We start from the raw sequence: 23,018 nt of genomic DNA on the forward strand, positions 1-23,018 counted from the left end.
AGTTCATCCCTGGGTCTTCTGGATAGCTTCGCGAAGCACCTGGCGGTCGTCGAAGGGACGCACCACCCCGGCGATGTCCTGGCCCTGCTCGTGGCCCTTGCCCGCGACCAGCACGGTGTCCCCGGGCCGCGCGCGGGCCACCGCGGCGGCGATCGCGGCGGCCCGGTCCTCGAAGACCTGGACCTCGCCGCGCTCGTGCGCGGGCACGGACGCCGCGCCTTCGAGCATGGTCGCGAGGATCGCGAGGGGGTCCTCGGAGCGGGGGTTGTCGGAGGTCAGTACGGCGGTGTCGGCGAGCCGGGCCGCGGCGGCCCCCATGGGACCGCGCTTGGTCGTGTCCCGGTCGCCGCCGCAGCCGAGCACGATGTGCAGCTTGCCCTCGGTGACCTTGCGCAGCGCCTTGAGGACCGATTCGACGGCGTCCGTCTTGTGGGCGTAGTCGACGACCGCGAGGTACGGCTGGCCGGCGTCCACACGCTCCAGGCGGCCCGGAACGCCCGGCACGGCGGCGACGCCGTCGGCGGCGGTCTGCGGGTCGAGGCCGGCGGCCGCCAGGGCGACGATCGCCGCGAGGGTGTTGGCGACGTTGAAGGGGCCCGGTAGCGGCGACCTCGCGGCGATCCGCTCGTCCTTCGGGCCGATCACGGTGAACGTCGAGTCCATCGGGCCGACGGTGACGTCCTCGGCGCGCCAGTCGGCGTCCGGGTGGCCCTCGGCGGAGAACGTGACGACGGGGACGCCCGCCTCCTTGACCAGACGGCGGCCGTACTCGTCGTCGAGGTTGACGACACCGAGTTTGCTGCGTTTCGGCGTGAACAGCTGTGCCTTGGCCCCGAAGTAGTCCTCCATATCGGAGTGGAACTCCATGTGTTCGGGGCTGAGGTTGGTGAAGACGCCGATGTCGAAGACGCAGCCGTCGACCCGGCCGAGGACCAGCGCGTGGCTGGAGACCTCCATGGTGACCGCTTCGACGCCGCGCTCGCGCATGACCGCGAACAGGGCCTGCAGATCGGTGGCTTCCGGGGTGGTCCGCTCGGACTTGATGCGCTCGTCACCGATGCGCATCTCGACGGTGCCGATCAGCCCCGTGCTGCGGACGGACTTCAGTCCGCCCTCGACCAGGTACGCGGTCGTGGTCTTGCCGGAGGTCCCCGTGATGCCGATCTGGAGCAGGTCGTTCCCCGGGTGGCCGTAGATCGTGGCCGCCAGCTCGCCCATACGGCCGCGCGGGTCGTCGACGACCAGGACCGGCAGGCCCGTGGCGGCGGCCCGTTCGGCTCCCGTCGGGTCGGTCAGCACGGCGACGGCGCCGAGGCCGGCCGCCTGGGTGACGAAGTCGGCGCCGTGCAGGCGGGCGCCGGGCAGGGCGGCGTACAGGTCGCCGGGGCGTACGGCGCGCGAGTCGTGGGTGATGCCCGTGACCTCGGCGGCGCCCTCCGGCGGCTCGGCACCCAGCTGGTCGGCGAGCTCCGCGAGGGGTGTGGCGGATACCCGCGTCGGCCGCGGCGGCCCCGGATAGGTCACGGGAGCGCTCTGGGTGGTCTGGGACTGATCAGCGTGTGGCACGGCGGTGAGCGTACCGGGCTCACCCCCGCCGGAGCGAAGTGAGGGCGTGGGCGGGGCCTGACGTGGGGCCTGGCCCCCGGGGCCGGGAGTGATCATCGTCACGAGCTGTTTCCTGGTCGGTCTTTCCAGTGCTGCCGAGTGTGCGGTGGCGCCGGTCAGGGTGTGAAGGCGACGGGCAGGTTCGCGGCCTTCGCCCCGGTGGGCGGGATCTGGAGGGTCTTCAGGGCGAACTCCATGACCTCCTTGTAGACGGGTCCGCAGATCTGGCCGCCGAAGTAGCTGCCCTTGGTGGCGTTCTGGATCGCGCAGTAGACGGTGATCCGCGGCTTGTCGGCGGGTGCGAAGCCGGCGAACGACGACGTGTAGCCGCGGTACCTTCCCGTGGCCGGATCCACGCGGTTGGCCGTACCCGTCTTGCCCGCGACCCGGTAGCCGGGGATGCGCGCGGCGGTGCCGGTGCCCTCCTCGTCGTCCACGACGGACTCCAGCATCCGGGCGAGGGTCGTCGCCGTCTTCTCGCTCACGACCCGTGTCTTCCTGGGCTTGGGAGCGGGCGTGAAGCGTCCGTCGGGACCCTTGCTGCCGCGGACGAGCGTGGGGTCGATCCGTACGCCGCCGTTGGCGATCGTGGAGTAGACGGACGCGGCCTGCATCGCGTTGATGGACATGCCCTGGCCGAAAGGGATCGTGTACTGCTGGGAGGTCGACCAGGTGTCCGGCGGCGCGAGGATGCCCTTCGTCTCGCCGGGGAAGCCGAGTCCGCTGTAGCTGCCGAGGCCGAACTTCCGCAGGTACGAGTAGAGGACCTGGTTCGCCTGCTTCTGCGTCTTTCCGAGCTGGCCGGTGGCCAGGATGGTGCCGATGTTGCTGGACTTGGCGAGCACGCCGTTGAGCGTGAGGTACCAGGTCGGGTGGTCGACGTCGTCCTTGAAGAGGCGGTCGCCCCGGTGCAGCCGGTTGGGCACGGTGACGTGGGTCAGCGGGGTGGCGGCGTTCTCCTCCAGGACAGCGGCCATGGACATGACCTTGGCGGTGGAGCCGGGCTCGTAGGCGTCCTGGAGGGCCGCGTTGCCCAGGGCGTCGCCGTTGGCCTTCGACAGGTCGTTGGGGTCGAAGCCGGGCGAGTTGGCCATGGCCAGGATCTCGCCGGTCCGGGTGTCCTGCACTATCACGTAGCCGCGGTCCGCCTTGGACTCCTTCACCTGGTCGGTGATGGCGTTCTGCGCGGCCCACTGGATGTCGCGGTTGATGGTGAGCTCGACGTCCGAGCCCGGCACGGCGGGTGTCTCGGTGGCGCTCACGGTGGGCACCTGGCGGCCGCCGGACTGGGCGTAGCGGATCTTGCCGTCCTTGCCGGTGAGCTCCTTGTCCAGCTGCGCCTCCACGCCTCCGGCGCCCTTGCCCTCGGAGTCGACCCAGCCCAGTATCCCGGCGGCCAGGTCGCCGTTGGGGTACACGCGCTTGCTGCTGGGGTCCTGGAAGACGCCCGCCAGGACGTTGACGGTGTCGGGGTCCTTGGCGGCCTGTTTCGTGAGCGCCGTCTTCAGGTCCTTGATCTGCTTCCAGACCTCCGGCAGTTGGCGGCGCGCGAGGAGCACGTACTGGGTGTTCTTCGTCCGGAGCTTCCTGGCGATCGTCTCCTGGTCCTCGCCGAGGATCGGCGCGAGGAGCGCGGCGGCCTGCTCGGGAGCGTCGGCGATCTTCGTCTGTTCGCGGGTGAACATCGTCGGGTCGGCCGTGATGTCGTTGGCGTCGACGCTGATCGCCAGGGCCACACCGTCGCGGTCGGTGATCTCGCCGCGCTCGGCCGCCAGGACGTGGCCCACGTACCGGTCCTGCTCGGCCCGTGCGGTGTACTCGTCGGCGTCGACCGCCTGTACCTGGAGCAGCCTCACGACGAAGGCGATCATCACCAGGGTCAGGGCGAGGCTCACCATGCGCAGCCGCGGCCGGGGGCTGCCGAGCCGGAGGGGCTTGGGCGCGCCTGGCCGGGCCGCGCTCGGGCGGCGGGCCGGGCGGGCGCCGGGCCGCGGGCGGGCGCCGGGGGCGGAGCGGCGCTGGTTGCCCGGGCGTACGGGCCTGGCGGGTCCGGGTACGCGGCGGCGCGGCGGTTGCCTGCCCATGTCGTCGACCACTTCCGTCACCTGCCGGGGTTCGTCGGGGCCTGCGTGGACTGGGGGGACGGGGTGGGCGCGAGAGCGGGGTCAGGCACGGAGGCGGGCGTGGGTGTGGGGGTGGGCGTCGGGCTCGCGGTCGCCCGGGGGCCGAGCAGGGGGATCGCCGGAGCCTGAAGGGCGGCCGGGCTGGGGACGCCCCTGATGGTGCCGTCGGGGTTCAGGAAGACGGGGTCGCCGCCGGGGACCATGCCCAGTTCACGGGCGCGGCGCTGGAGCGCGTCGGGAGCCGAGTAGGAGTCCACGTCCCGCTGGAGCGCCTGTTCCTCGTCGGTGAGGTTCTTCGTGTCGTCCTTGAGGTCGCCGAGCTTGAAGGCCCCCTCGCTGAGCGCGGAGTTCAGCATGAGCAGACCGATGAGGCCGCCGCCCAGGAGGACCACGACGAGGAGGACGAACGGGGTGCGGGCCGCCTGGCCCGGTTCCGTGGGGAAGAGCCGTGCGAGCCGGGCGGCCCGTCCCCTCAGTTCGGGTTTCCTACTCACACGCCCTCCTCACGGGTTCCGGCCGTCCGGGGCGGCACCCTGTCCCCTGCGCACGCGCTCTGTCGCGTGTCCGGCCGTGCCGCCCATGTGCCCCTCCTCCTGGTACGACTCACTCACCGTCCTCACGGATGCGTTCCGCTCCCCGCAGCCGCGCGGGGGCGGCCCGGCGGTTCTGAGTGACCTCTTCCTCGGTGGGAAGTTCGGCACCGCGGGTGAGCAGCTTGAGCCGGGGCTGGTAGCGCTCGGGGACGACGGGGAGCCCGGCGGGCGCGGTGGAGGTGGCACCGGCCGCGAACACCTGCTTGACCAGCCGGTCCTCGAGCGAGTGGTACGACAGGACGGCGATCCGGCCGCCGACGGCGAGGGCCTTCACGGCCGCGGGGATCGCCCTCTCCAGGACGGTGAGTTCGCCGTTGACCTCGATGCGCAGCGCCTGGAAGGTGCGTTTGGCGGGGTTGCCGCCGGTGCGCTTGGCGGCCTGCGGCAGGGCGTCACGGATCAGTTCGACGAGCCGCGCGCTGTTGCTGAACGGCTCCTTGTCCCGCTCGCGCACGATCGCGGCGACGATTCGCTTGGCCTGCTTCTCCTCGCCGTACGCCCGCAGGATCCGCACCAGTTCGCCGGGCGGGTAGGTGTTGAGCACCTCGGCCGCGCTCATGCCGGCCGTCTGGTCCATGCGCATGTCGAGCGGGGCGTCCTGCGCGTACGCGAACCCGCGGTCGGCCTCGTCGAGCTGCATGGAGGAGACGCCCAGGTCGAACAGGACGCCCTGGACACGGGGGATGCCCAGGCGGGCGAGCACGTCGGGGAGTTCGTCATAGACGGCGTGCACCAGAGTGGCGCGTTCACCGAAGGGCGCCAGTCGCTCGCCGGACAGGCGCAGCGCCTCCTTGTCGCGGTCGAGGGCGACGAGCCGGACCTCGGGGAACCGTGTGAGCAGCGCCTCGCTGTGGCCGCCGAGACCGAGGGTGCAGTCGACCACGACGGCGCCGGGCTCCGTGAGGGCCGGGGCCAGCATGTCCAGGCACCGCTGGAGCATGACGGGAACGTGGCGGCTGTTGGTCAAGGGGCCCTCTCAGGTCCGGCGCGGCCGTACGCACCGCCGGGTCCCCGCCCTCCCCCGGCCGACGCCGGGGTCGCCCCCACTGGTGGGGAGGCCCGACGGCGCCGGAGGCGTCAGCCGACCGGAAGCGGGAGGAGGCCGAGCCGTACGTACGCGCCGCGCACGCGGGGAGAAACCGGAAAATCGCCGGATCTCCTGGGATGTCAGTCGAGCAGGGGGAACCTCGCCTCCCGCTCCGCGTCACTTTAGTCCACGGTTTCCCGCGGTCAATCAACCGGCCTGCGCGTCGCGACAGGCCTCCTGTTCGAAGTGACGATCAGGGGGCGATCACCCGGACGGACGCAGTCGCGCGCCCCTGTGGGTTACCTCACAACAAGCCTCGATGACGTTCTTTGTCGTGCCTCACAGAAGGCCCGCGGCGGTCGTGACCAGTACCGTCATGGGTATGACGACTTCCGCATCGCTTCCCGCAGGGCCCGAAGACGCCATAACCGGCGGCACCGTCACCGACCGCCTCGTCGAGGCGAACGAGCGGTACGCCTCGGCGTTCACCGACCCCGGTATGGACGCCCGTCCCGTTCTCCACGTCGCCGTCGTGGCCTGCATGGACGCCCGGCTCGACCTGCACGCGGCGCTCGGTCTGGAGCTGGGCGACTGCCACACGATCCGCAACGCGGGCGGGGTGGTCACCGACGACGTGATCCGCTCCCTCACCATCAGCCAGCGCAAGCTCGGCACCCGCAGCATCGTCCTCATCCACCACACCGGCTGCGGCCTGGAGACCCTCACCGAGGACTTCCGCAACGAGCTGGAGCTGGAGGTCGGCCAGCGCCCGGCGTGGGCGGTGGAGTCCTTCCGCGACGTCGACCAGGACGTACGCCAGTCGATGCAGCGCGTGCGCACCTCGCCCTTCCTGCTGCACACCGACGATGTCCGCGGATTCGTCTTCGACGTGCGCACGGGCCTGCTGCGCGAGGTCGACCCCGCCTGAACCGTGTCGAACAGACCCGCGTGACCGTCCCACCCGGTACCGGCTACCTGTCAATTTCCCTACATCCTGGTGGCCAAAAGACCGCAAGCCATTACATATCGCGGCCAGTTATCCACAGGCGAGTGACACGAATCGGTAACGGCAGCAAGAATGCGGGTGTGGCGTCACGCGGAACTTTTCCCGCGTGGTGCCCGTGTTCGGGGTGGGCCGGTCCGCATCGCAGAGCGTCGGCCCGGAGTAAGAACGGGCCGAGGAGGGCCGGGTGACGACCTATGACGATCGAGCGAGCCTCACTGATCTGACCAGCACTGTGGAGCGTGTCCGCAGTTCGGTCGAGGAAGTGATCGAGGGCAAGCCTGAGGTCGTACGGCTTTCGCTGACAGTACTGCTCGCCGAGGGGCATCTTCTGATCGAGGACGTCCCCGGCGTGGGCAAGACCATGCTCGCCAAGGCACTGGCGCGGTCCATCGACTGCTCGGTGCGGCGTATCCAGTTCACGCCCGACCTGCTGCCGTCGGACATCACGGGTGTGTCCATCTGGGACCAGCAGCGCAAGGACTTCGAGTTCAAACCGGGTGCGATCTTCGCGCAGATCGTGATCGGCGACGAGATCAACCGCGCCTCGCCGAAGACTCAGTCCGCGCTCCTGGAGTCCATGGAGGAGCGCCAGGTCACGATCGACGGCAAGACCTACGAACTGCCGAGCCCCTTCATGGTGGTGGCGACGCAGAACCCGGTGGAGATGGAGGGCACCTACCCGCTGCCCGAGGCCCAGCGCGACCGTTTCATGGCCCGGGTCTCCGTCGGCTATCCCAGCGCGGAGGCCGAGTTGCAGATGCTCGACGTCCACGGCGGGGTGTCACCGCTGGAGGACCTGCAGCCGGTGGCGCACGCGCACGAGATCCTGAAGCTGATCGAGGCCGTCCGGGGCGTGCACGTCGCCGAAACGGTCCGGCGGTACGCGGTGGACCTGGTGGGCGCCACGCGCACCCACCCCGACCTCAGACTGGGCGCCTCGCCGCGTGCCACGCTGCACCTGCTGCGCGCGGCCAAGGCGGCCGCGGCGCTCAGCGGCCGGGAGTACGCGCTGCCGGACGACGTGCAGGCACTCGCCGTCGCCGTCCTGGCCCACCGTCTGCTGCCCACCGCCCAGGCCCAGCTGAACCGCCGCACGGCGGAGCAGGTCGTCCAGGAGATCCTGCAGCGCACGCCCGTCCCGTCCGCGCCGCCGCCGCAGGGCGGCTTCGGCATGGGCCGCGGCGTGCCCGCCTATCCCCAGCAGCCGCCGCGGAGGCTTGGATGACCACCGCGGCGCAGGCGCCCGCCCCGGAGCAGGAAAAGGGCGGCCTGCGCACGGCGCTCGCCGGCCTCACCACCCGCGGGCGCTCCTTCCTGGCCGCCGGGATCGCGGCAGCCGTCTGCGCATACGTCCTCGGGCAGAGTGATCTTCTCCGGGTCGGCCTGCTGCTGTCCGTGCTGCCGCTGGTCTGCGCGACCGTGCTGTACCGCACCCGCTACCGGGTCGCGGGCAGCCGGCGCCTCTCCCCCGGGCGGGTGCCCGCCGGGTCCGAGGCGCGCGTCCATCTGCGGATGGACAACGTCTCGCGGTTGCCCACGGGTCTGCTGATGCTCCAGGACCGGGTGCCGTACGTCCTCGGCCCGCGCCCCCGGTTCGTCCTGGACCGGGTGGAGGCGGGCGGCCGCCGCGAGGTGTCGTACCGCGTGCGGTCCGACCTGCGCGGCCGCTATCCGCTGGGGCCGCTGCAGCTGCGCCTGTCCGACCCGTTCGGGATGTGCGAACTGACGCGCTCCTTCTCCACGTACGACACGCTGACGGTCGTCCCGCGCGTGGAGCCCCTGCCGCCGGTACGGCTCAGCGGTGAGGCGAAGGGGTACGGCGACGGGCGGCAGCGCTCACTGGCGCTGGCCGGCGAGGACGACGTGATCCCGCGCGGGTACCGGCACGGCGACGACCTGCGCCGCGTGCACTGGCGTTCGACCGCCCGGTACGGCGAGCTGATGGTGCGCCGCGAGGAGCAGCCGCAGCGCGCCCGCTGCACGGTGCTGCTCGACACCCGTGGCCTCGCCTACGAGGGCGCGGGCCCGGACTCGGCCTTCGAGTGGGCGGTGTCCGGCACGGCCTCGGTGCTGGTGCACATGCTGGAACGGGGCTTCTCCGTCCGGCTGTTGACGGATACGGGCGACTCGGTGCCCGGCGAGGGTGCCGACGGGTTCGCGGGCGGGAGCCAGGAGTCGGCCGACGCCGCGGGGCTGATGATGGACACGCTCGCGGTGATCGACCACTCCGACGGCATGGGACTCTCGCCGGCGTACGACGTGCTGCGCGGCGGGAACGAGGGGCTGTTGGTGGCCTTCCTCGGCGACCTCGACGAGGAGCAGGCGGCCGTGGTCGGCAAGATGCGCCAGCGCAGCGGAGGGGCGGTCGCCTTCCTGCTGGACAGCGGCACGTGGGGGCGCGAGCCGGCCGACCTGCCCGCTCCGGGAGAGGCGAACGGGAGCGAGGAGATGCTGCGGATGCTCCGCGAGGCGGGCTGGACGGCGCTGAGCGTGCCGCGGGGTGCCGCCCTGGAAGGCCTGTGGCGCCAGGCGGACCAGCAGCGTACGGGTGTGACCGCGGGCAGCGGTTTCGGCGGGGAGGGACAGTCATGAGCGGTCGGGCGAGGCTGGCGCTGTGCGCCTGGGCCGCCACCCTGATGTCGGCGTTCGCGCTGCTGCCGCTGGTCGAGCAGACCTCCTGGATCCTGCAGGCGGCTTTCCTGCTCGGTGTGCAGACCGTGGTGGGGGCGCTGACCCGGCGGGTGCCGCTGGCCCGGCCGCTGACCGTGGCGGCGCAGGCGCTGGTGACGCTGCTGCTGCTCACGCTGGTCTTCGCCCGGCAGCAGGCCCTCGCGGGGTTCGTCCCCGGCCCGGAGGCGTTCCAGCACTTCGGGACGCTGCTGCAGACGGGCGCGGAGGACGTCGGGAAGTACACGACCCCGGCGCCGCTGACCGACGGCATCAGGCTGATGATGGTCGGCGGTGTCCTGGTGATCGGACTCGCGGTGGACATGCTCGCGGTGACCTTCCGCAGCGCCGCCCCGGCCGGTCTGCCGCTGCTCGCGCTGTACTCGGTCGCCGCGGGGCTGTCCGACGACCTGGAGTGGCTGTCGTTCCTGGTCGCGGCCGCCGGCTATCTCGTGCTGCTCCTCGCCGAGGGGCGTGAGCGGCTGTCGCAGTGGGGCCGGGTGTTCGCCGGGGCGCCCCGCGGGCCGGGGGCGGACTCCGCGACCGGTGCGGTGGCCCCGGTCCGGACCGGGCGGCGCATCGGCATGGTCGCGCTGGGCATCGCGCTGGTGGTGCCGCTCGGCATGCCTTCGCTGGACGGCGGGCTGCTGGACACCGCGGGCGCCGGCGTGGGCGCGGGTCCCGGGGGCGGCGGCACGATCTCGGCGGTGAACCCGCTGGTGTCGCTGCGCGACAGCCTGAACGTGGACCAGGACCGCCAGGTCATGTCCTATCGCACCAACACCGACAACACCCAGGACCTGTATCTGCGGATCGTGTCCCTGGACGAGTTCGACGGCACGGCCTGGAAGCCCTCCCAGCGGCGCATCGAGGACGTCCCCGGCAGGCTCCCGACGCCGAGCGGGCTCGGGCCCGATGTCAAGCGGACCGAGATCGAGACCCGGATAGCGGCGGCGAGGGACTACGGCCAGGACTGGCTGCCGATGCCGTATCCGGCGACCAGCGTGGACATCGACGGCGACTGGCGGTACGAGCCGGTGGGGCGCACGCTCGTCGGCGACCACGGCCAGAACACCCGGGGCCTGCAGTACACCGTCAGGAGCCTGATCGTGCAGCCGACCGCGGAGCAGCTGGCCTCGGCGCCGGAGCCGCCGCCGGCCCTGAGGCGCGAGTTCACCAAGCTGCCGGACTCGCTGCCGTCGGTGGTGGCCAGGACCGCTCGTCAGGTGACCGCCGGCTCGGCGAACAACTACGAGCGGGCGGTCAAGCTTCAGGACTGGTTCTCGGTGAGCGGCGGATTCACCTACGACACCCAGGTTCAGGTGGGCAGCGGCTCGTCCGCGATAGCGCGGTTCCTCCGGGACAAGGAGGGCTTCTGCGTCCACTTCTCCTTCGCGATGGCGTCGATGGCCCGTTCGCTGGGCATACCGGCGCGGGTCGCGGTGGGCTTCACGCCGGGTTCCCCGCAGGCCGACGGATCGATGGCGGTGGGGCTGCGGGACGCGCACGCCTGGCCGGAGCTGTACTTCGAGGGCGTGGGCTGGACCCGCTTCGAGCCGACCCCGAACCGCGGCAGCACGCCGTCGTACACGCAGCCGGAGGTGCCGGGCGGCACCGGGCTCCCGGACGTGGCCAGGCCCACGCAGTCCGCGTCCACGGCGCCGTCCTCCGAGCCGTCGGCGAGCGAGAGCTGCACGGGGCAGGGACAGCAGCTCCAGGCGTGCGAGAGCGAGTCCCCGGCGGCCGCGGCGGGGTCGGACGACGACCCCGGGCGGTTCCTCCTGGTCCTGGGGATCGTCCTCGGCGTGCTCGCGGTGCTGGCGCTGCCGCTGCTGCCGATGATGTGGCGGCTGCGGGTCCGGGCCCGACGGCTCGGCGCCCACGGCCGTACTCCGGAGGGGGTGGCGGCTCATGCGCTGGCGGTCTGGGAAGAGGTGACCGACACGGCGTGGGACTTCGGGATCGCGCCGGACGAGTCCCAGACGCCCCGCAAGGCCGCCGCGCGGATCGTGCGGCTCGGGCATCTCGACGAGGAGGCCACGGCGGCGGTGCACCGGCTGGCGGCGGCGGTGGAGCAGGTGCTCTACGCTCCGCATCCGCGCCCGGTGGCGGGTCTCGCGGAGGACGCCCGGCGGATCGAGGACTCACTGCGGGCCCACGTCAGCCGCTCCACTCGGCTGCGCGCACTGCTGGCCCCGCGTTCGACCGTCCGGGTCGTCTGGGCGGCCTCGGCCCGCTGGACGGCGCTCACGGCCGAGCTCTCGGCCCGCCGCCCGACGCTGCGGCGCCCGTCGAACCAGAACAGCTGAGAGAACGGCCGGAAGAGGACGGCTGTGGGCCGGAGCACCACCTCCCGGCGCACCTGACAGCGCCGCCCACCAGGGTCACCTGGCGGGCGGCGCTCTGCTGTGTGGTGGCGCGCCGGTGTGTGGCCGGCGCGTTCGTGGTGGGGATGTCCGTGGTAGGAGACGCTCGCTGGTGGGAGACGCTCGTAGTGCCGTGTGTGCCCAGGCAGCTCAAGGGCGCGGGGCCGTGGGTGGGCGTGCAGGAGGGGTGACCGCCTCGTGGCGGTCACCCCTCGGACACGTCTGTGGTTGTGGGCAGAGCAGCGGAGCCTAATGGCCCTGTTCGTCGCGGCGGCGCTGCCAGCGCTGTTCGATGCGGTCCATCATGGAGCGGCGCTGTCGTGGCTGCCGACGGGCGCCGGGAGCGCCGGACGGCTGCTCACCGGGCTTCGGGGCCTTGCGCCAACCGGTGACGGCGAGCACTGCGCAGCCCAGCATGACGAGGAATCCCACCACGCTGACCCAGATCTGCTGTGCGACCATTCCGGCCATGAGGAGCGCGATACCCACCAGGAAGCCCGCGACCGCCTGGTAAACCCGTCGTCGGGTGTACGTACGCAGCCCGCTTCCCTCAAGCGCTGTCGCGAACTTGGGATCTTCGGCATACAGCGCTCGCTCCATCTGCTCGAGCATTCGCTGCTCGTGCTCCGAGAGCGGCACGGAGTCCTCCTCATTGTGCGGTCGCCGGGGCGACCCGGGGGGTCCTCTTCAGGATAGGCAGGGAATCGCCCCCGTGAAACCCGCCCCTTAACGCCAATTCGCCAACCGGAATCCGCCATGGCACTCCGATTCGCTGAGGCGTACATGCCCCAGCGAGCGGCCCGTCATGCCGGACGGTCTCCCTCGATCATACGGCTCCAACCGCCGGATCGGGGGGCCTGTGGCGTACTCCATCCGCCGCCGAGCCCCTGATCAGGCACACAGGCCCGGGAGGCAGCTCAGGCCTCGGCAGCCCCTCTGGTCTCGCCGAGCACATGAAGTTGCGTGGCCACGGAGTGGAACGCGGGCAGCTCGGCCGCCGCGGCCTCCAGGTTGAGCAACGCGTCCAGAGCGCCCGGCTCTGTGTCCACGAGCACACCGGGGACGAGGTCGGCGAAGACCCGCACCCCGTGCACCGCGGCGACCCTGAGACCCGCGCCCTCGACGAGGCCGGTCAGCTGCTCGGCGGTGAAGCGGTGCGGGACGGGGTCGCTCTCACCCCAGCGCCCGTTCGGGTCGTCGAGCGCCTGCCTGGCCTCCTTGAAGTGGCCGGCGAGGGCACGGGCGAGCACCGCTCCGCCCAGACCCGCGGCGAGCAGGCTGAGGACGCCGTCGGAGCGCAGCGCGGCGACCGCGTTGCCGATGCCCTCGGCGGGGTCGTCCACGTACTCCAGGACGCCGTGGCACAGCACCACGTCGTAACCGCCGCGCTCGACGACGTCGAACAGGCCGTGCGCGTCTCCCTGGACGCCTCGTACACGGTCGGCGACGCCGGCCTCGGCGGCGCGGCGCTCCAGCGCGAACAGCGCGTTGGGGCTGGGGTCGACGACGGTGACGCGGTGGCCGAGGCGGGCCACGGGCACCGCGAAGTTGCCGCTGCCGCCTCCGGTGTCCAGTACGTCGAGGCCGCCGTGCGCATCGCGCCCCGTGGCCTTGGCCCGCCGGTCGAGGGCGTCCTTCAGGACGTCCCAGACCACGGCGGTCCGCAGAGAGGCGCGGGGACGGGAGGGGTCGGAGCGCAGCGACGTCGTCTGGGGGTGGGGACGGTGGTGGGAGACGGGTGGGCGCATCGGGTCCGACACGGCAGTTGACTCCTCGGCGCGGCACCGCCTGCTGTGGGGCGGAGCGATGGGCTTGCCTCCGCCCGGGCGCGGTGGCCATGGCGGAGAGGTGCGGGTGGTCCCACCCTATTGCCTCCCGCGCCCTGCCCGGCCGTGTGCCCTGGGCGGCCGTGTGCCCTGGGCGGCGGCTCAGCCCGCGTCCGGCACGCCGGAGGTGTCGTTCGGTCCGTCCCACCCGTCCTGCCGGGCCTGCCCGTCCTGTCGGGCCTGCCTGTCCTGCCGGGGCTGCGGCAGGACGGGCTGCAGGACCAGCATGCGTTCGACGAGGCGCAGGAACATCGCCACGTCCCGTATCAGGTCGTCCGCGTCGCGCGCGCTCGCCGCGCCTCGGATACCGGCCTCGGCGCGGGCGCGGCGGGCGGCTCCGGAGGCGAACAGCGCGCTCCACTCGGCGAGTTCGGGCGCGATCTCGGGGAGCACCTCCCATGCGCTCCGGATCTTGGCGCGGCGCCGCGCGGTGGGCTCCGGGCGACCCCTGGCGGCGAGCACGGCGGCGGCGGTGCGCAGGGCGGCCAGGTGGGCCGTGGCGTACCGCTCGTTGGGGGCTTCCAGCACCGCCGCCTCGTCCAGTCCGGCGCGGGCCTGGGCGAGCAGGTCGAGGGCTGCGGGCGGGGCCGTCGCCCGGCGGAGCACGGGGTGCACGTCGCTCGCCGGGCCGGTCAGTGAGGGGGCAGGGCCGGTGGCGCGGCGCCGGCGGGCGGCGGCTGCGTGGTAGCTGGCCATGACGAACCTCCTGTCGTCTCTGTGTGACGGCACTGTGGCCGTATGTGCCCATCGTGAGGTATGCCACTGACAATCCGTTGTGACCTGGGGTTTTGCTTCGAGCGCGGGTTCGAGCTAGTTTTTGCACTGACCAGTCAGTTCAAAGGCCGGGGACCGTGACCGGACCTCCGGCCCAGGGGCAGAGCAGCGAGGGGACATGCACGAACCTCAAGTGCGTCACGAAGCCGCGGGGGTCGCCCTGGGGGCGGTGGATCTCGGGCTCGAAGGGCCGCGCGGCTGGGCGTTCCGCGGCGTCGGATTCGACGCGGAGCCCGGGTCGCTCGTCGCGATCGAGGGCCCGTCCGGGTCCGGCCGCACCTGTCTGCTGCTGGCCCTCACCGGCCGGATGAAGCCCGGCGAGGGGTACGCCACGGTCGGCCCGCACCGGCTGCCGGGGCGGATGCCGGCGGTACGCCGGATCAGCGCGCTCGCCCACGTTCCGGGTGTCACCGACCTGGACCCGGCCCTGACCGTCGGCGAGCACCTGCGCGAAGGGGTGCTGCTGCGGCGGAGGTTCGGAGGTTCCGTGCGTGGTTCCCTGCGGGAACTCGCGCGTCCGCGGGCCGAGCGCGCGGCCGACGCGAAGCGCCACGTCGACGACGCGCTGGCCGCCGCCCAACTCGACCTCGGGACACTGCCGAAGGGCGTCTGGACCCCCGTACGCGATCTGGAACGGCTTCAGGTGCTGCGCCTGTCGGTTGCTCTGGCGCTGATCGGCCGGCCCCGGCTCCTCGGCGTGGACGACACCGACCTGAAGCTCCCGGACGCCGAACGAGCCGAGGCTTGGGCCCTGTTGAGGTCGATCGCCGAGTCCGGGACCACCGTGGTGGCGGTGTGCAGCGAGGCACCCGAAGGCGCCGTGGTGGTGTCCACGCGACGCGACGGCGGCCAGGAGCGGCACGGCGGCAAGGAACGGCACGACGACAAGGAGACGGCCGATGCGCTCGCCGAAGCTGGCCGCGCTTGAGCTCAGGCGGTTCGGCAGGGGGAGGCTCCCGCGCGCGGCGCTGGTCTCGCTCCTGTTGCTGCCGCTGCTGTACGGCGCCCTGTACCTGTGGTCCTTCTGGGACCCGTACGGACGCCTCGACCGCGTCCCCGTGGCGCTGGTGAACGACGACAAGGGGGCGACCGTCGACGGGAGGACGCTCACCGCGGGCGACGACATCGCCGAGAGACTGCTCGACAGCGACGTCTTCGACTGGCGCGAGGTGAGCGCCGAGGAGGCCCGTGAGGGCGTCGAGGACGGGACGTACTACCTGTCGCTGACCATGCCGTCGGACTTCAGCGAGCGGATCGCGTCCAGCTCCGGCGACTCCCCCGAGACGGGCGCCCTTCAGGTGCGTACGAACGACGCGAACAACTACATCGTCGGGCAGATCTCCCGGACGGTGTTCTCGGAGGTGCGCACGGCCGCGTCCACGAAGGCGTCGCGGTCCTTCCTGGACCGGATCTTCGTCTCGTTCTCCGGCATCCATGCCAAGACGGTGCAGGCCGCGAAGGGCGCCGACGACCTCAACGGCGGCATCGGGAAGGCCGAGAAGGGCTCCGAGGACCTCGCGGACGGGCTGACGAGCGCCAAGGAGGGCAGCGGCTCGCTGTCGAGCGGCCTGAGAAAGCTGAACAGCGGTGCGGGCGCCCTGGAAGAGGGCTCCCGGCAGGTCGCCGACGGTACGCAGGCGCTCGCCGAGAAGGTCGGCGGCGCCGCGGACCAGGTCCGGCCCTTCCTGGAGGACAACGGTGCGGCGATCGCCGGCACCGCCACGCTGGTGGCCGATTCGGCCGGTGCCATCCGTGACCACCTCGGCGCCTTCGTGAAGACGGCCCCGGTCGCGGAGAGCGGCACCCGCACGGCGTCCGAGACCCTGAACGGCGTCTACGAGAGGCGGTGCGAGAAGCAACTCGTGTCCGATCCGGCGTGCGGCGATCTGAAGAAGGCCAGGGACGCGGCCGCCGACGCGGCACGGCTCGCCGCGGACGTGAACACGGTGGTGCGGGACTACGACGGCGACATGGAGGCCCTCGACAAGGACCTGGCGACCCTTCAGCGACAGGCCAGGGCCCTCGCCGAGGCGGCACCGCACCTCTCCGAGAACCTCGACGACGCCGTCTCCAAGGTGAACGCCCTCAACGAGGGCGCCGCGAAGGTCGCCAAGGGCGCGCGGACGCTGCGCGCCGGCCTCGGCACGGCGCAGACCGGCGCGGCGGAACTCGACAGGGGTGTGGGCGAGTTGTCGTCCGGCGCGAACGCCCTTGAGGGAGGCATGTACAAGCTGGCCGACGGCTCCGGGAAACTCGTCGGCGGCCTGCACGACGGAGCCGAGCAGGTCCCCGACTACGACAAGCAGGACCGCGACCAGCGCACCGAAGTGATGGCCGACCCGGTGCGGCTGGCCTCCGAGGACCTGCACAAGGCGCCCAACTACGGCACGGGATTCGCCCCGTACTTCATCCCTCTCTCCCTCTGGGTGGGCGCGATGGTGGCGTACATGCTGATCCCGCCGCTCAACCGGCGCGCGCTCGCCGTGGGCGCCTCGGCCTGGCGGATCGCGCTGGCGGGCTGGCTGCCGGTGGCCGCGCTGGGAGTGCTGCAGACGGTCGCGCTCATGGCGGTCCTCCACTGGGCCGTCGGCCTGGAGCCGGCGCGGGCGGCCGGGACGGTGGGCTTCCTGTTCCTGGTGACGGCGTGCTTCGCGGCGATCGTGCAGTGGCTGAACGCGCGCTTCGGCGCGGCGGGCCGGATCCTCGTCCTGGCCGCCCTGATGCTGCAGTTGACGTCGGCGGGCGGCACGTATCCCGTGCAGACCAGCCCGGACTTCTTCAACGCGATCCACCCCTTCCTGCCGATGAGTCACGTCGTGGACGCCCTCAGGAGGCTCATCACCGGTGGCGGCCTCACTCCGGTCTGGCAGGCGTGCGCCGTCCTCGTGGCCTACATCGCCGGCGCCCTCGCGCTGACGGCCGTGTCGGCCCGCCGGCGGCAGGTGTGGACCCTCGACCGGTTGCGTCCGGAGCTGAGTCTGTGACCGCGGGGGCGCCGGCTGCTGTGAGAATCAGTGGCATGGAAAGCAGCACCGCCGCGGGAGGCGGAAGCAGCCGTCGTGAGGCCACCCGGCAGAAGCTCTACGAGGCGGCCGTCACGCTGATCGCGGAACAGGGGTTCTCCGCCACCACGGTGGACGAGATCGCGGAGCGGGCCGGGGTCGCGAAGGGCACGGTCTACTACAACTTCGCCAGCAAGTCGGTCCTCTTCGAGGAGTTGCTGCGGCACGGGGTGGGGCTTCTGACCGCCTCCCTGCGCGAGGCGGCGGAGCGGACGGCGAAGGAAGGCGGGGGTACGGTCGACGCCCTCGACGCGATGATCCGGGCGGGACTCGTCTTCATCGAGCGCTATCCGGCGTTCACGCAGTTGTACGTGGCCGAGCTGTGGCGCACCAACCGGGCCTGGCAGTCCACGCTGATGGTCGTCCGGCAGCAGGCGGTCGCGGTCGTCGAGGGTGTGCTGCGTGAGGGTGTGGAGCGCGGTGAGCTGAGCGACGAGATCGACGTTCCGCTGACCGCGGCGGCCTTGGTGGGCATGGTGCTGGTGGCCGCGCTGGACTGGCAGTCGTTCCAGCCGGAGCGGTCGCTGGACGAGGTCCACGCGGCGTTGTCCCGGCTGCTTCAGGGGCGGGTGAGCGGGGCGCGGTAGTTGCCGGCGGGGGCGTGGCCGGGGCGCGTGCGGCCGGCTGGTGACGGCGGAAGCGCCGGTTCGTTGTGGCCGCGTCCCCCGCGGGCCACAACGAACCGGCGCTTCGCCGTGCTCCCCCGTTCCCCCGTTCCCCCGTTCCCCCGTGTTCCCTCGCGTTCCCCCGTACGGTCTCCCCCGGGTCCCCCCGTGCCTCGCTCCCGCCGATTCGTGGTGACGCATCGGCGGAAGGAGCGGCCAAGGGCGCGTGCGGTTCCGCCGCCCCGTGTCGGCGGTGCCGGGCGCGCGCCCCTTTCCGTGTCTCCACTCTCTCGTTCGCGCAGGTCGGGACCCATCCGCGCGGGTACTCATCTCCGCGGCTAGGTACGGATACTCAGTCCTCCGTGCTCATCCCCAGGGCGTGCCGTTGCCGACTGGTTACGATCGCGTCCGCGTCCGTACTCTGGCCCGCCGGGGTGCATGGGTCTCGCCCCCGCCGCCCCTACCCATTCCCGTCCCCTGGGGGCTGCGCCCCCAGACCCCCGCTTGTCGGCCTGACGGCCTCGTCCTCAAACGCCGGACGGGCTGGATGCCTGGCCTCGGCTGAAAACCCAAGCCCCGGCCGGGAAATCTCCAGCACGTCCTCACCCGCTCCAGCACCGCCCGCACGCTCCAGCCCGGCCGGCACCATCCAACCCCGCCAGCACCATCCAACCGTCCAACCCCACCCCACAATCAAGCCCCGTCGGCACCATCAAGCGCCGCCCGCACCACCCAACCCGCCCGCATATCCAGCCCCTCCGGCGTTTGAGGAGCCGGGGTCCGGGGGCTGGCCCCCGAATCGGGGTCCGGGGCGGGGCCCCGAAAGGACAGGGGTCCAGGGGCAGCCCCACAACCGGGTCCCGGGCACAACCCCGAAAGGACAGGGGTCCAAGGGGCGACCCCACAACCGGGTCCCAGGCACAACCCCGAAAGGACAGGGGTCCAAGGGGCGACCCCACAACCGGGTCCCAGGCACAACCCCGAAAGGACAGGGGTCCAAGGGCAGCCCCACAACCGGGTCCGGGCACAACCCCCTTGGCCGGGGTCGAAGGGGCAGCGCCCCTGGGGATGGGACGGGTGGGGGCGGCGGGGGCGATAAAGTCGCCCGCATGGGACGGATCGCGGTGATCGGCGCCGGCATGGGCGCCATGGCGGCAGCCGCCCGGCTGGCCGTCGCGGGGCACCGGGTGACGGTGTACGAGCGCACGGACACGTACGGCGGCACGGTGGCCCGGTTCGAGCGGGACGGCTTCGCCTTCGACACCGGCCCGGGCTTGCTGCCGCTCCCCGCCGTCTACCGCGACCTGTTCCTCAAGACGGGCAAGCAGCCCCTGGAAGAGTGCGTGGAGCTGGTCCAGGTGGACCCGGCGTCACGGCACGTGTTCCCCGACGGCACGGACGTCGCGCTGCCCAACGCCTCACGCGCCGGCACGGTCGAGGCCCTGAACACGGCGCTCGGGTCGGGTGCGGGCGACCGCTGGGGCGACTTCCTGGTGCGGGCACGCGAGGCCTGGGACCGGACGCGCCGTCCGCTCCTGGAAGAGCCGCTCAGGCCCAGCTGGCAGGTACTCGCCGAGCGCGAGCCGTACCCCGCCGTGCCCCACAAGCGCCTGCTGCGCACCCGCCGGGCGAGCACCCTGGACGAGATCGCCGCCTGGGAGCTGCGCGACCCCAGGCTCACCGCTCTGCTGGACGGTCACGCGCTCGCGTACGGCCTGGACCCGCGGACCACCCCGGCGAGCGCCTCCGTGCTGCCGTACATGGAGCACGCCTTCGGCACGTGGTACGTGCGGGGCGGGATGCGGGAGCTGGCGCGCGCGGTGTACGAGCGGTGCCTGGCGCGCCGGGTGGAGTTCGTCTTCGGCGCCGAGGTCACGGGGATCGTCGAGAAGGACGGGCGGGCGGCCGGGCTGGAGCTCGCTGGGGGCACCTCCCAGGCTTTCGGCTCTGGGGGAGGGGCGGTCGTCGAGGCGGACCACGTGGTCGCGGGTGTGGATCCCGCGCGGCTGGCGGGCCTCACCGAACACGTGCTGTGGGCCGAAGGGGACGTACGCCCCGAGGCCGCCCTCGACCGGGTGTCTTCCCGTCCCGGGCGGTTCACCGTGCTGCTGGCCCTGCGCGGGCGGCGCGAGACCGGTGCCGCGCACCGCACGGTCGTGCACACCCCGGACCGCACGGCCGAGTTGGACCGGATCGGCCGTCCCGCCGGACGTGACGATACGGTGGCGCCCGCGCGTCCCACAGTGACCGTACTGCGCCCGGACGACCCGGCCCTGCGCCCGGACGACGAGCACGAGTCCGTCGTCCTGTCAGCGACGGCAGCGGCGGCGGCAGTGGCGGGAGAGACGGCCGAGCGGTTCGCGGATCTTCTCGTCACCGCCGCCGAAGCCGCCGTGCCCGGGCTGCGGGAGCGTCTGCTGTGGCGCGAGGTGCGCGGCGCCGAGGGCGGTGCCGTACCCGCGCCCGCGCTCGCGGCGGCCGATGGCCGCTTCCTGCACCCGGCCAACACGACCCGCTTCCCCGGGCTTTACCTGGTCGGCGGCTGGGCGCACCCCGGCGGCGGTCTGCCGCATGATGGCATGTCGGGTGCCCTCGTCGCGGGCCTGATCGTGGAGGGGGAGGACTTCCGGGGCTCTCAGTGAGCCCGGGTTCCCAGCTCAGTGAGGGAGCCGGGCCTCAGAAACGGTACTGCTGCTCGCCGTAACCGTTCCCGTTGCCGTCGCCATGGCCGTTGCCCTGGTACGGGTACTGCTGCTCCGGGGGGAGCTCCCCGCTCAACGGGTCGTCGGTGGAGCGCTGTTGCGGGACCCAGACGCCGCCGGGCGGGGTCTCGCCGTAGCCGCCGGTGGCGTACTGGTCCTGTCCGTAGCCCTGCTGGCCGTACGTCTGCTGGCCGCCGTAGGTGTTGTCGTAGGAGGCGCCGCCGTAGGACTGCGTGCCGGCGTACGGGTCGGAGTAGGCGGCGTACTGCTGCTGCGCCGGGTCGTAGCCGTAGTGCTGCTGGTCGTAACCGGAGTAGCCGTCGTACCCGAAGGCCTGGTCCTGGGAAGGGGCGGCGGTCGCGTAGGACGGGTCGGCGGTGGCGGCGTAGGCGGCGTCGCTGTAGACGCCGTAGGTGCCGGTCTCGTCGGGCAGGGGCTGCGGCGAGTAGACAGCGGTGGTCCCGGCCGGGGATTCGTGCCGATCGGGGCGGGCGAAGACGTTGTCGTCGGCGTCGAAGTCGTCGTCCTGGCGGTACGTTCCGGCACCGGGCGCGTCGGCCGCCTGGAGGTCGGAGACCTCCAGGGTCGGCTCCTGGCGCTCCGGCTCGCCGCGGCGGCGCTTGCTGCCGCGGCCGCTCTCGTCCGGGCGTTTGACGGCCCAGCCGGCCGCGAAGCCGCGCCGGAAGGACAGCGTGACGTAGGTCTGCCCGACCGCGAAGGCGGCGGCGCCGAGGCCGATGACGATCACGGAGGGGATCAGGACACCGAGGACGACACCGAGGAACCCGGCGAAGGCGAGCAGCCGCCAGCGCAGCCGCGCCTTGTACTGCAGCAGCACCTCGCCCAGCAGCCACAGCGCGACGACGCCGAACGCGATGTAGAGGACCGTCCAGCCCATGTACGCCCCTCTCCTGCGGCCGTGGCCGCCTCACCCTTAGTCGTACGCGGCTCAGGTCTTGGTCCCGCGATGGCAGGTCCTAGTCCTGCGGTGGATGGTGCAGACCAAGATTCTCGTAGATTTCCAGTGTCGCGGTCGAGTTGTTGAGCGTGATGAAGTGCAGTCCGGGGACTCCCTCGTCCAGCAGCCTCGCGCAGAACTCCGTCGCGAACTCAATGCCAATGGAGCGTACAGCGGCCGGATCGTCTTTGGCTGTGAGGATCCGCTCTTTCAGGGCAGGTGGGAACGAAGCGTTACTGAGCTGGGGCAACCGTTCCAGCATCTTCACACTCGTGACCGGCATCACCTCGGGGATCACCGGGGTCGTGCAGCCGGCCGCGGCGACACGGTCACGCAACCGCAGATACGACTCCGGGTGGAAGAACATCTGCGTGATCGCGTAGTCGGCGCCGGCCCGGCACTTGTCGACGAAGTGGCTGACGTCGGCGTCCCAGTTCGCGGAGCGCGGGTGCATCTCGGGGAAGGCCGCGACGCCCACGCAGAAGTCGCCCGACTCCTTGATGAGCCGGACGAGCTCCGCCGCGTACGTCAGGCCGTGCGGGTGCGGCACCCACTCGCCCATGGGGTCGCCCGGCGGGTCGCCGCGGACCGCGAGCATGTTGCGGATTCCGGCGTCGGCGTACTGGCCGATGATGTTGCGCAGCTCCGCTATGGAGTGGTTGACGGCGGTGAGGTGGGCGACCGGGGTCAGCGTGGTGTCGGAGGCGATCCGCTCGGTCGCCTTCACGGTGCCGGAGCGGGTGGAGCCGCCGGCACCGTACGTCACGGAGACGAAGCTGGGGGCCACCGCCTCTACCCTGCGGAGGGCGTTCCACAGGTTTCGCTCGCCCTTCTCGGTCTTGGGAGCCCAGAACTCGAAGGAGTACGTCGTCCTGCCGTCGGCGAGCATGTCACGCACGGTAGTCGCGCGATCAGTCCTGGTGGAGGCGGTTCCTAGGGCCATACGGGCAGGTTAGCCAGGCTGGGCCGGTCCCCCAACCAGAGGGCGGCTTTTGGCCTGTTTTGCCGCGCCGCTGTCCAGTCCTCGGACACCGGCTACGCCGCGCGCAGCCGCTTCGCGAACTGAGCGGCCGCCGCTCCGGGGTCGTCGGCCTCGGTGATCGCGCGGACGACCACGACCCGGCGGGCGCCCGCGTCGAGGACCTCGTCGAGGTTGCCGAGGTCGATGCCGCCGATGGCGAACCAGGGGCGGTCGGTGCCGAGGGCGGCGGTGTACCGGACCAGGTCGAGGCCGGGGGCGGGGCGGCCCGGTTTGGTGGGGGTGGGCCAGCAGGGGCCGGTGCAGAAGTAGTCCACGCCGTCCTGGACGGCGGCCGCGGCGGCCTCCGCCTCGGCGTGCGTGGAGCGGCCGATGAGGACGTCGTCGCCGAGGATGGTGCGGGCCGCCGGGACCGGCAGGTCACCCTGGCCCAGGTGCAGCACGTCGGAGCGGACGGCGTGGGCGACGTCCGCCCGGTCGTTCACGGCGAGGAGCCTGCCGTGGCGCCGGCAGGCGTCGGCGAACACCTGGAGGTGTTCCAGCTCCTCGGCGGCCTCCATGCCCTTGTCGCGCAATTGCACGATGTCGACCCCGCCGGCCAGGACCGTGTCCAGGAACTCCGGCAGGTCGCCCTGGCGCTTGCGGGCGTCCGTGCACAGGTAGACGCGGGCGTCGGCGAGCTGTCGGCGGGCTGTGTCGGGCATGAGTGAGGCTCCCCCGTGGTC

At 72.2% G+C, this 23,018-nt stretch carries 18 protein-coding genes; 8 read left to right on the plus strand and 10 right to left on the minus strand.

Going from position 1 to position 23,018, the window contains the following annotated elements; translation table 11 throughout:
* Window positions 1–3 precede the first annotated feature (3 nt).
* From ACZ49J_RS12235 to rsmH, 4 genes are all read right to left on the minus strand, one after another.
* Window positions 4–1,524 carry a UDP-N-acetylmuramoyl-L-alanyl-D-glutamate--2,6-diaminopimelate ligase gene (locus ACZ49J_RS12235; protein ID WP_467451571.1) on the minus strand — a complete coding sequence of 507 codons (1,521 nt, stop codon included), beginning with the start codon at window positions 1,522–1,524 and terminating at the stop codon, window positions 4–6.
* 197 nt (window positions 1,525–1,721) lie between these two features.
* The gene (locus ACZ49J_RS12240) at window positions 1,722–3,689 is read right to left on the minus strand and encodes a peptidoglycan D,D-transpeptidase FtsI family protein (RefSeq protein ID WP_467451572.1); all 1,968 of its coding nucleotides are present in this window, start codon (window positions 3,687–3,689) and stop codon (window positions 1,722–1,724) included.
* Window positions 3,690–3,706: 17 nt separating this feature from the next.
* Window positions 3,707–4,222, minus strand: a complete 516-nt coding sequence (gene ftsL / locus ACZ49J_RS12245) for a cell division protein FtsL (RefSeq protein WP_467451440.1) — start codon at window positions 4,220–4,222, stop codon at window positions 3,707–3,709.
* 109 nt (window positions 4,223–4,331) lie between these two features.
* A complete protein-coding gene (gene rsmH, locus ACZ49J_RS12250; RefSeq protein WP_467451441.1) occupies window positions 4,332–5,288 on the minus strand; it encodes a 16S rRNA (cytosine(1402)-N(4))-methyltransferase RsmH in 957 nt (318 codons plus the stop codon).
* Window positions 5,289–5,730: 442 nt separating this feature from the next.
* Between rsmH and ACZ49J_RS12255 the strand changes: the two genes are divergently transcribed.
* The 4 genes from ACZ49J_RS12255 (at window position 5,731) to ACZ49J_RS12270 (ending at window position 11,330) form a co-directional block, all read left to right on the plus strand.
* Window positions 5,731–6,276 (plus strand): beta-class carbonic anhydrase, encoded by a 546-nt coding sequence (locus tag ACZ49J_RS12255; protein ID WP_467451442.1) that lies wholly within the window; start codon window positions 5,731–5,733, stop codon window positions 6,274–6,276.
* A 262-nt stretch (window positions 6,277–6,538) separates the two neighbouring features.
* Window positions 6,539–7,579, plus strand: a complete 1,041-nt coding sequence (locus ACZ49J_RS12260; RefSeq protein WP_467451443.1) for an AAA family ATPase — start codon at window positions 6,539–6,541, stop codon at window positions 7,577–7,579.
* Window positions 7,576–8,946 (plus strand): DUF58 domain-containing protein, encoded by a 1,371-nt coding sequence (locus tag ACZ49J_RS12265; protein ID WP_467451444.1) that lies wholly within the window; start codon window positions 7,576–7,578, stop codon window positions 8,944–8,946. Before ACZ49J_RS12260 ends, ACZ49J_RS12265 begins: the two co-directional genes overlap by 4 nt.
* Window positions 8,943–11,330 carry a transglutaminase TgpA family protein gene (locus ACZ49J_RS12270; protein WP_467451445.1) on the plus strand — a complete coding sequence of 796 codons (2,388 nt, stop codon included), beginning with the start codon at window positions 8,943–8,945 and terminating at the stop codon, window positions 11,328–11,330. Before ACZ49J_RS12265 ends, ACZ49J_RS12270 begins: the two co-directional genes overlap by 4 nt.
* A 306-nt stretch (window positions 11,331–11,636) precedes the next feature.
* On the opposite strand, the gene ACZ49J_RS12275 is transcribed toward ACZ49J_RS12270, so the two are convergent.
* The 3 genes from ACZ49J_RS12275 to ACZ49J_RS12285 all read right to left on the minus strand — a co-directional run bounded on the left by ACZ49J_RS12275 (window position 11,637) and on the right by ACZ49J_RS12285 (window position 13,909).
* Window positions 11,637–12,026 carry a DUF3040 domain-containing protein gene (locus ACZ49J_RS12275; protein WP_467451446.1) on the minus strand — a complete coding sequence of 130 codons (390 nt, stop codon included), beginning with the start codon at window positions 12,024–12,026 and terminating at the stop codon, window positions 11,637–11,639.
* 278 nt (window positions 12,027–12,304) lie between these two features.
* Window positions 12,305–13,147, minus strand: coding sequence for a class I SAM-dependent methyltransferase (locus ACZ49J_RS12280; RefSeq protein WP_467451447.1), 843 nt, complete (start codon window positions 13,145–13,147; stop codon window positions 12,305–12,307).
* A 168-nt stretch (window positions 13,148–13,315) separates the two neighbouring features.
* Window positions 13,316–13,909, minus strand: a complete 594-nt coding sequence (locus ACZ49J_RS12285) for an SAV_6107 family HEPN domain-containing protein (RefSeq protein ID WP_467451448.1) — start codon at window positions 13,907–13,909, stop codon at window positions 13,316–13,318.
* Between the two features lie 196 nt (window positions 13,910–14,105).
* On the opposite strand from ACZ49J_RS12285, the gene ACZ49J_RS12290 reads away from it, so the two are divergent.
* The 4 genes from ACZ49J_RS12290 to ACZ49J_RS12305 all read left to right on the plus strand — a co-directional run bounded on the left by ACZ49J_RS12290 (window position 14,106) and on the right by ACZ49J_RS12305 (window position 20,296).
* Window positions 14,106–14,915 (plus strand): ATP-binding cassette domain-containing protein, encoded by an 810-nt coding sequence (locus tag ACZ49J_RS12290; RefSeq protein WP_467451449.1) that lies wholly within the window; start codon window positions 14,106–14,108, stop codon window positions 14,913–14,915.
* Entirely contained in the window at window positions 14,887–16,971 is a 2,085-nt protein-coding gene (locus ACZ49J_RS12295) for a YhgE/Pip family protein (protein WP_467451450.1), read from the plus strand. The genes ACZ49J_RS12290 and ACZ49J_RS12295 overlap by 29 nt, the downstream gene beginning before the upstream one ends.
* A gap of 35 nt (window positions 16,972–17,006) precedes the next feature.
* Window positions 17,007–17,636 (plus strand): TetR/AcrR family transcriptional regulator, encoded by a 630-nt coding sequence (locus ACZ49J_RS12300; protein WP_467451451.1) that lies wholly within the window; start codon window positions 17,007–17,009, stop codon window positions 17,634–17,636.
* 1,127 nt (window positions 17,637–18,763) lie between these two features.
* Complete coding sequence (locus ACZ49J_RS12305) at window positions 18,764–20,296, plus strand: phytoene desaturase family protein (protein ID WP_467451452.1); 1,533 nt, start codon at window positions 18,764–18,766, stop codon at window positions 20,294–20,296.
* A gap of 34 nt (window positions 20,297–20,330) precedes the next feature.
* Here the strand turns inward: ACZ49J_RS12305 and ACZ49J_RS12310 are convergent, their stop codons facing one another.
* From ACZ49J_RS12310 to thiE, 3 genes are all read right to left on the minus strand, one after another.
* Window positions 20,331–21,254 carry an SCO2102 family sporulation regulator gene (locus ACZ49J_RS12310; protein ID WP_467451453.1) on the minus strand — a complete coding sequence of 308 codons (924 nt, stop codon included), beginning with the start codon at window positions 21,252–21,254 and terminating at the stop codon, window positions 20,331–20,333.
* 79 nt (window positions 21,255–21,333) lie between these two features.
* Window positions 21,334–22,257 (minus strand): methylenetetrahydrofolate reductase [NAD(P)H], encoded by a 924-nt coding sequence (gene metF, locus ACZ49J_RS12315; RefSeq protein ID WP_467451454.1) that lies wholly within the window; start codon window positions 22,255–22,257, stop codon window positions 21,334–21,336.
* 92 nt (window positions 22,258–22,349) lie between these two features.
* The gene (gene thiE, locus ACZ49J_RS12320; protein ID WP_467451455.1) at window positions 22,350–22,997 is read right to left on the minus strand and encodes a thiamine phosphate synthase; all 648 of its coding nucleotides are present in this window, start codon (window positions 22,995–22,997) and stop codon (window positions 22,350–22,352) included.
* Window positions 22,998–23,018: the final 21 nt, after the last annotated feature.

It is taken from the genome of Streptomyces sp. NPDC030840 (assembly GCF_055572015.1).

Excerpts from the sequence above, each read along its gene's own strand:
- ACZ49J_RS12240 (WP_467451572.1), bottom strand. The coding sequence starts at position 3,689 with ATGGGCAGGCAACCGCCGCGCCGCCGCGTACCCGGACCCGCCAGGCCC.
- ACZ49J_RS12255 (WP_467451442.1), top strand. The coding sequence starts at position 5,731 with ATGACGACTTCCGCATCGCTTCCCGCAGGGCCCGAAGACGCCATAACC.
- ACZ49J_RS12265 (WP_467451444.1), top strand. The coding sequence starts at position 7,576 with ATGACCACCGCGGCGCAGGCGCCCGCCCCGGAGCAGGAAAAGGGCGGC.
- ACZ49J_RS12270 (WP_467451445.1), top strand. The coding sequence starts at position 8,943 with ATGAGCGGTCGGGCGAGGCTGGCGCTGTGCGCCTGGGCCGCCACCCTG.
- ACZ49J_RS12285 (WP_467451448.1), bottom strand. The coding sequence starts at position 13,909 with ATGGCCAGCTACCACGCAGCCGCCGCCCGCCGGCGCCGCGCCACCGGC.
- ACZ49J_RS12290 (WP_467451449.1), top strand. The coding sequence starts at position 14,106 with ATGCACGAACCTCAAGTGCGTCACGAAGCCGCGGGGGTCGCCCTGGGG.
- ACZ49J_RS12295 (WP_467451450.1), top strand. The coding sequence starts at position 14,887 with ATGCGCTCGCCGAAGCTGGCCGCGCTTGAGCTCAGGCGGTTCGGCAGG.
- ACZ49J_RS12300 (WP_467451451.1), top strand. The coding sequence starts at position 17,007 with ATGGAAAGCAGCACCGCCGCGGGAGGCGGAAGCAGCCGTCGTGAGGCC.
- ACZ49J_RS12305 (WP_467451452.1), top strand. The coding sequence starts at position 18,764 with ATGGGACGGATCGCGGTGATCGGCGCCGGCATGGGCGCCATGGCGGCA.
- ACZ49J_RS12310 (WP_467451453.1), bottom strand. The coding sequence starts at position 21,254 with ATGGGCTGGACGGTCCTCTACATCGCGTTCGGCGTCGTCGCGCTGTGG.
- metF (WP_467451454.1), bottom strand. The coding sequence starts at position 22,257 with ATGGCCCTAGGAACCGCCTCCACCAGGACTGATCGCGCGACTACCGTG.
- thiE (WP_467451455.1), bottom strand. The coding sequence starts at position 22,997 with ATGCCCGACACAGCCCGCCGACAGCTCGCCGACGCCCGCGTCTACCTG.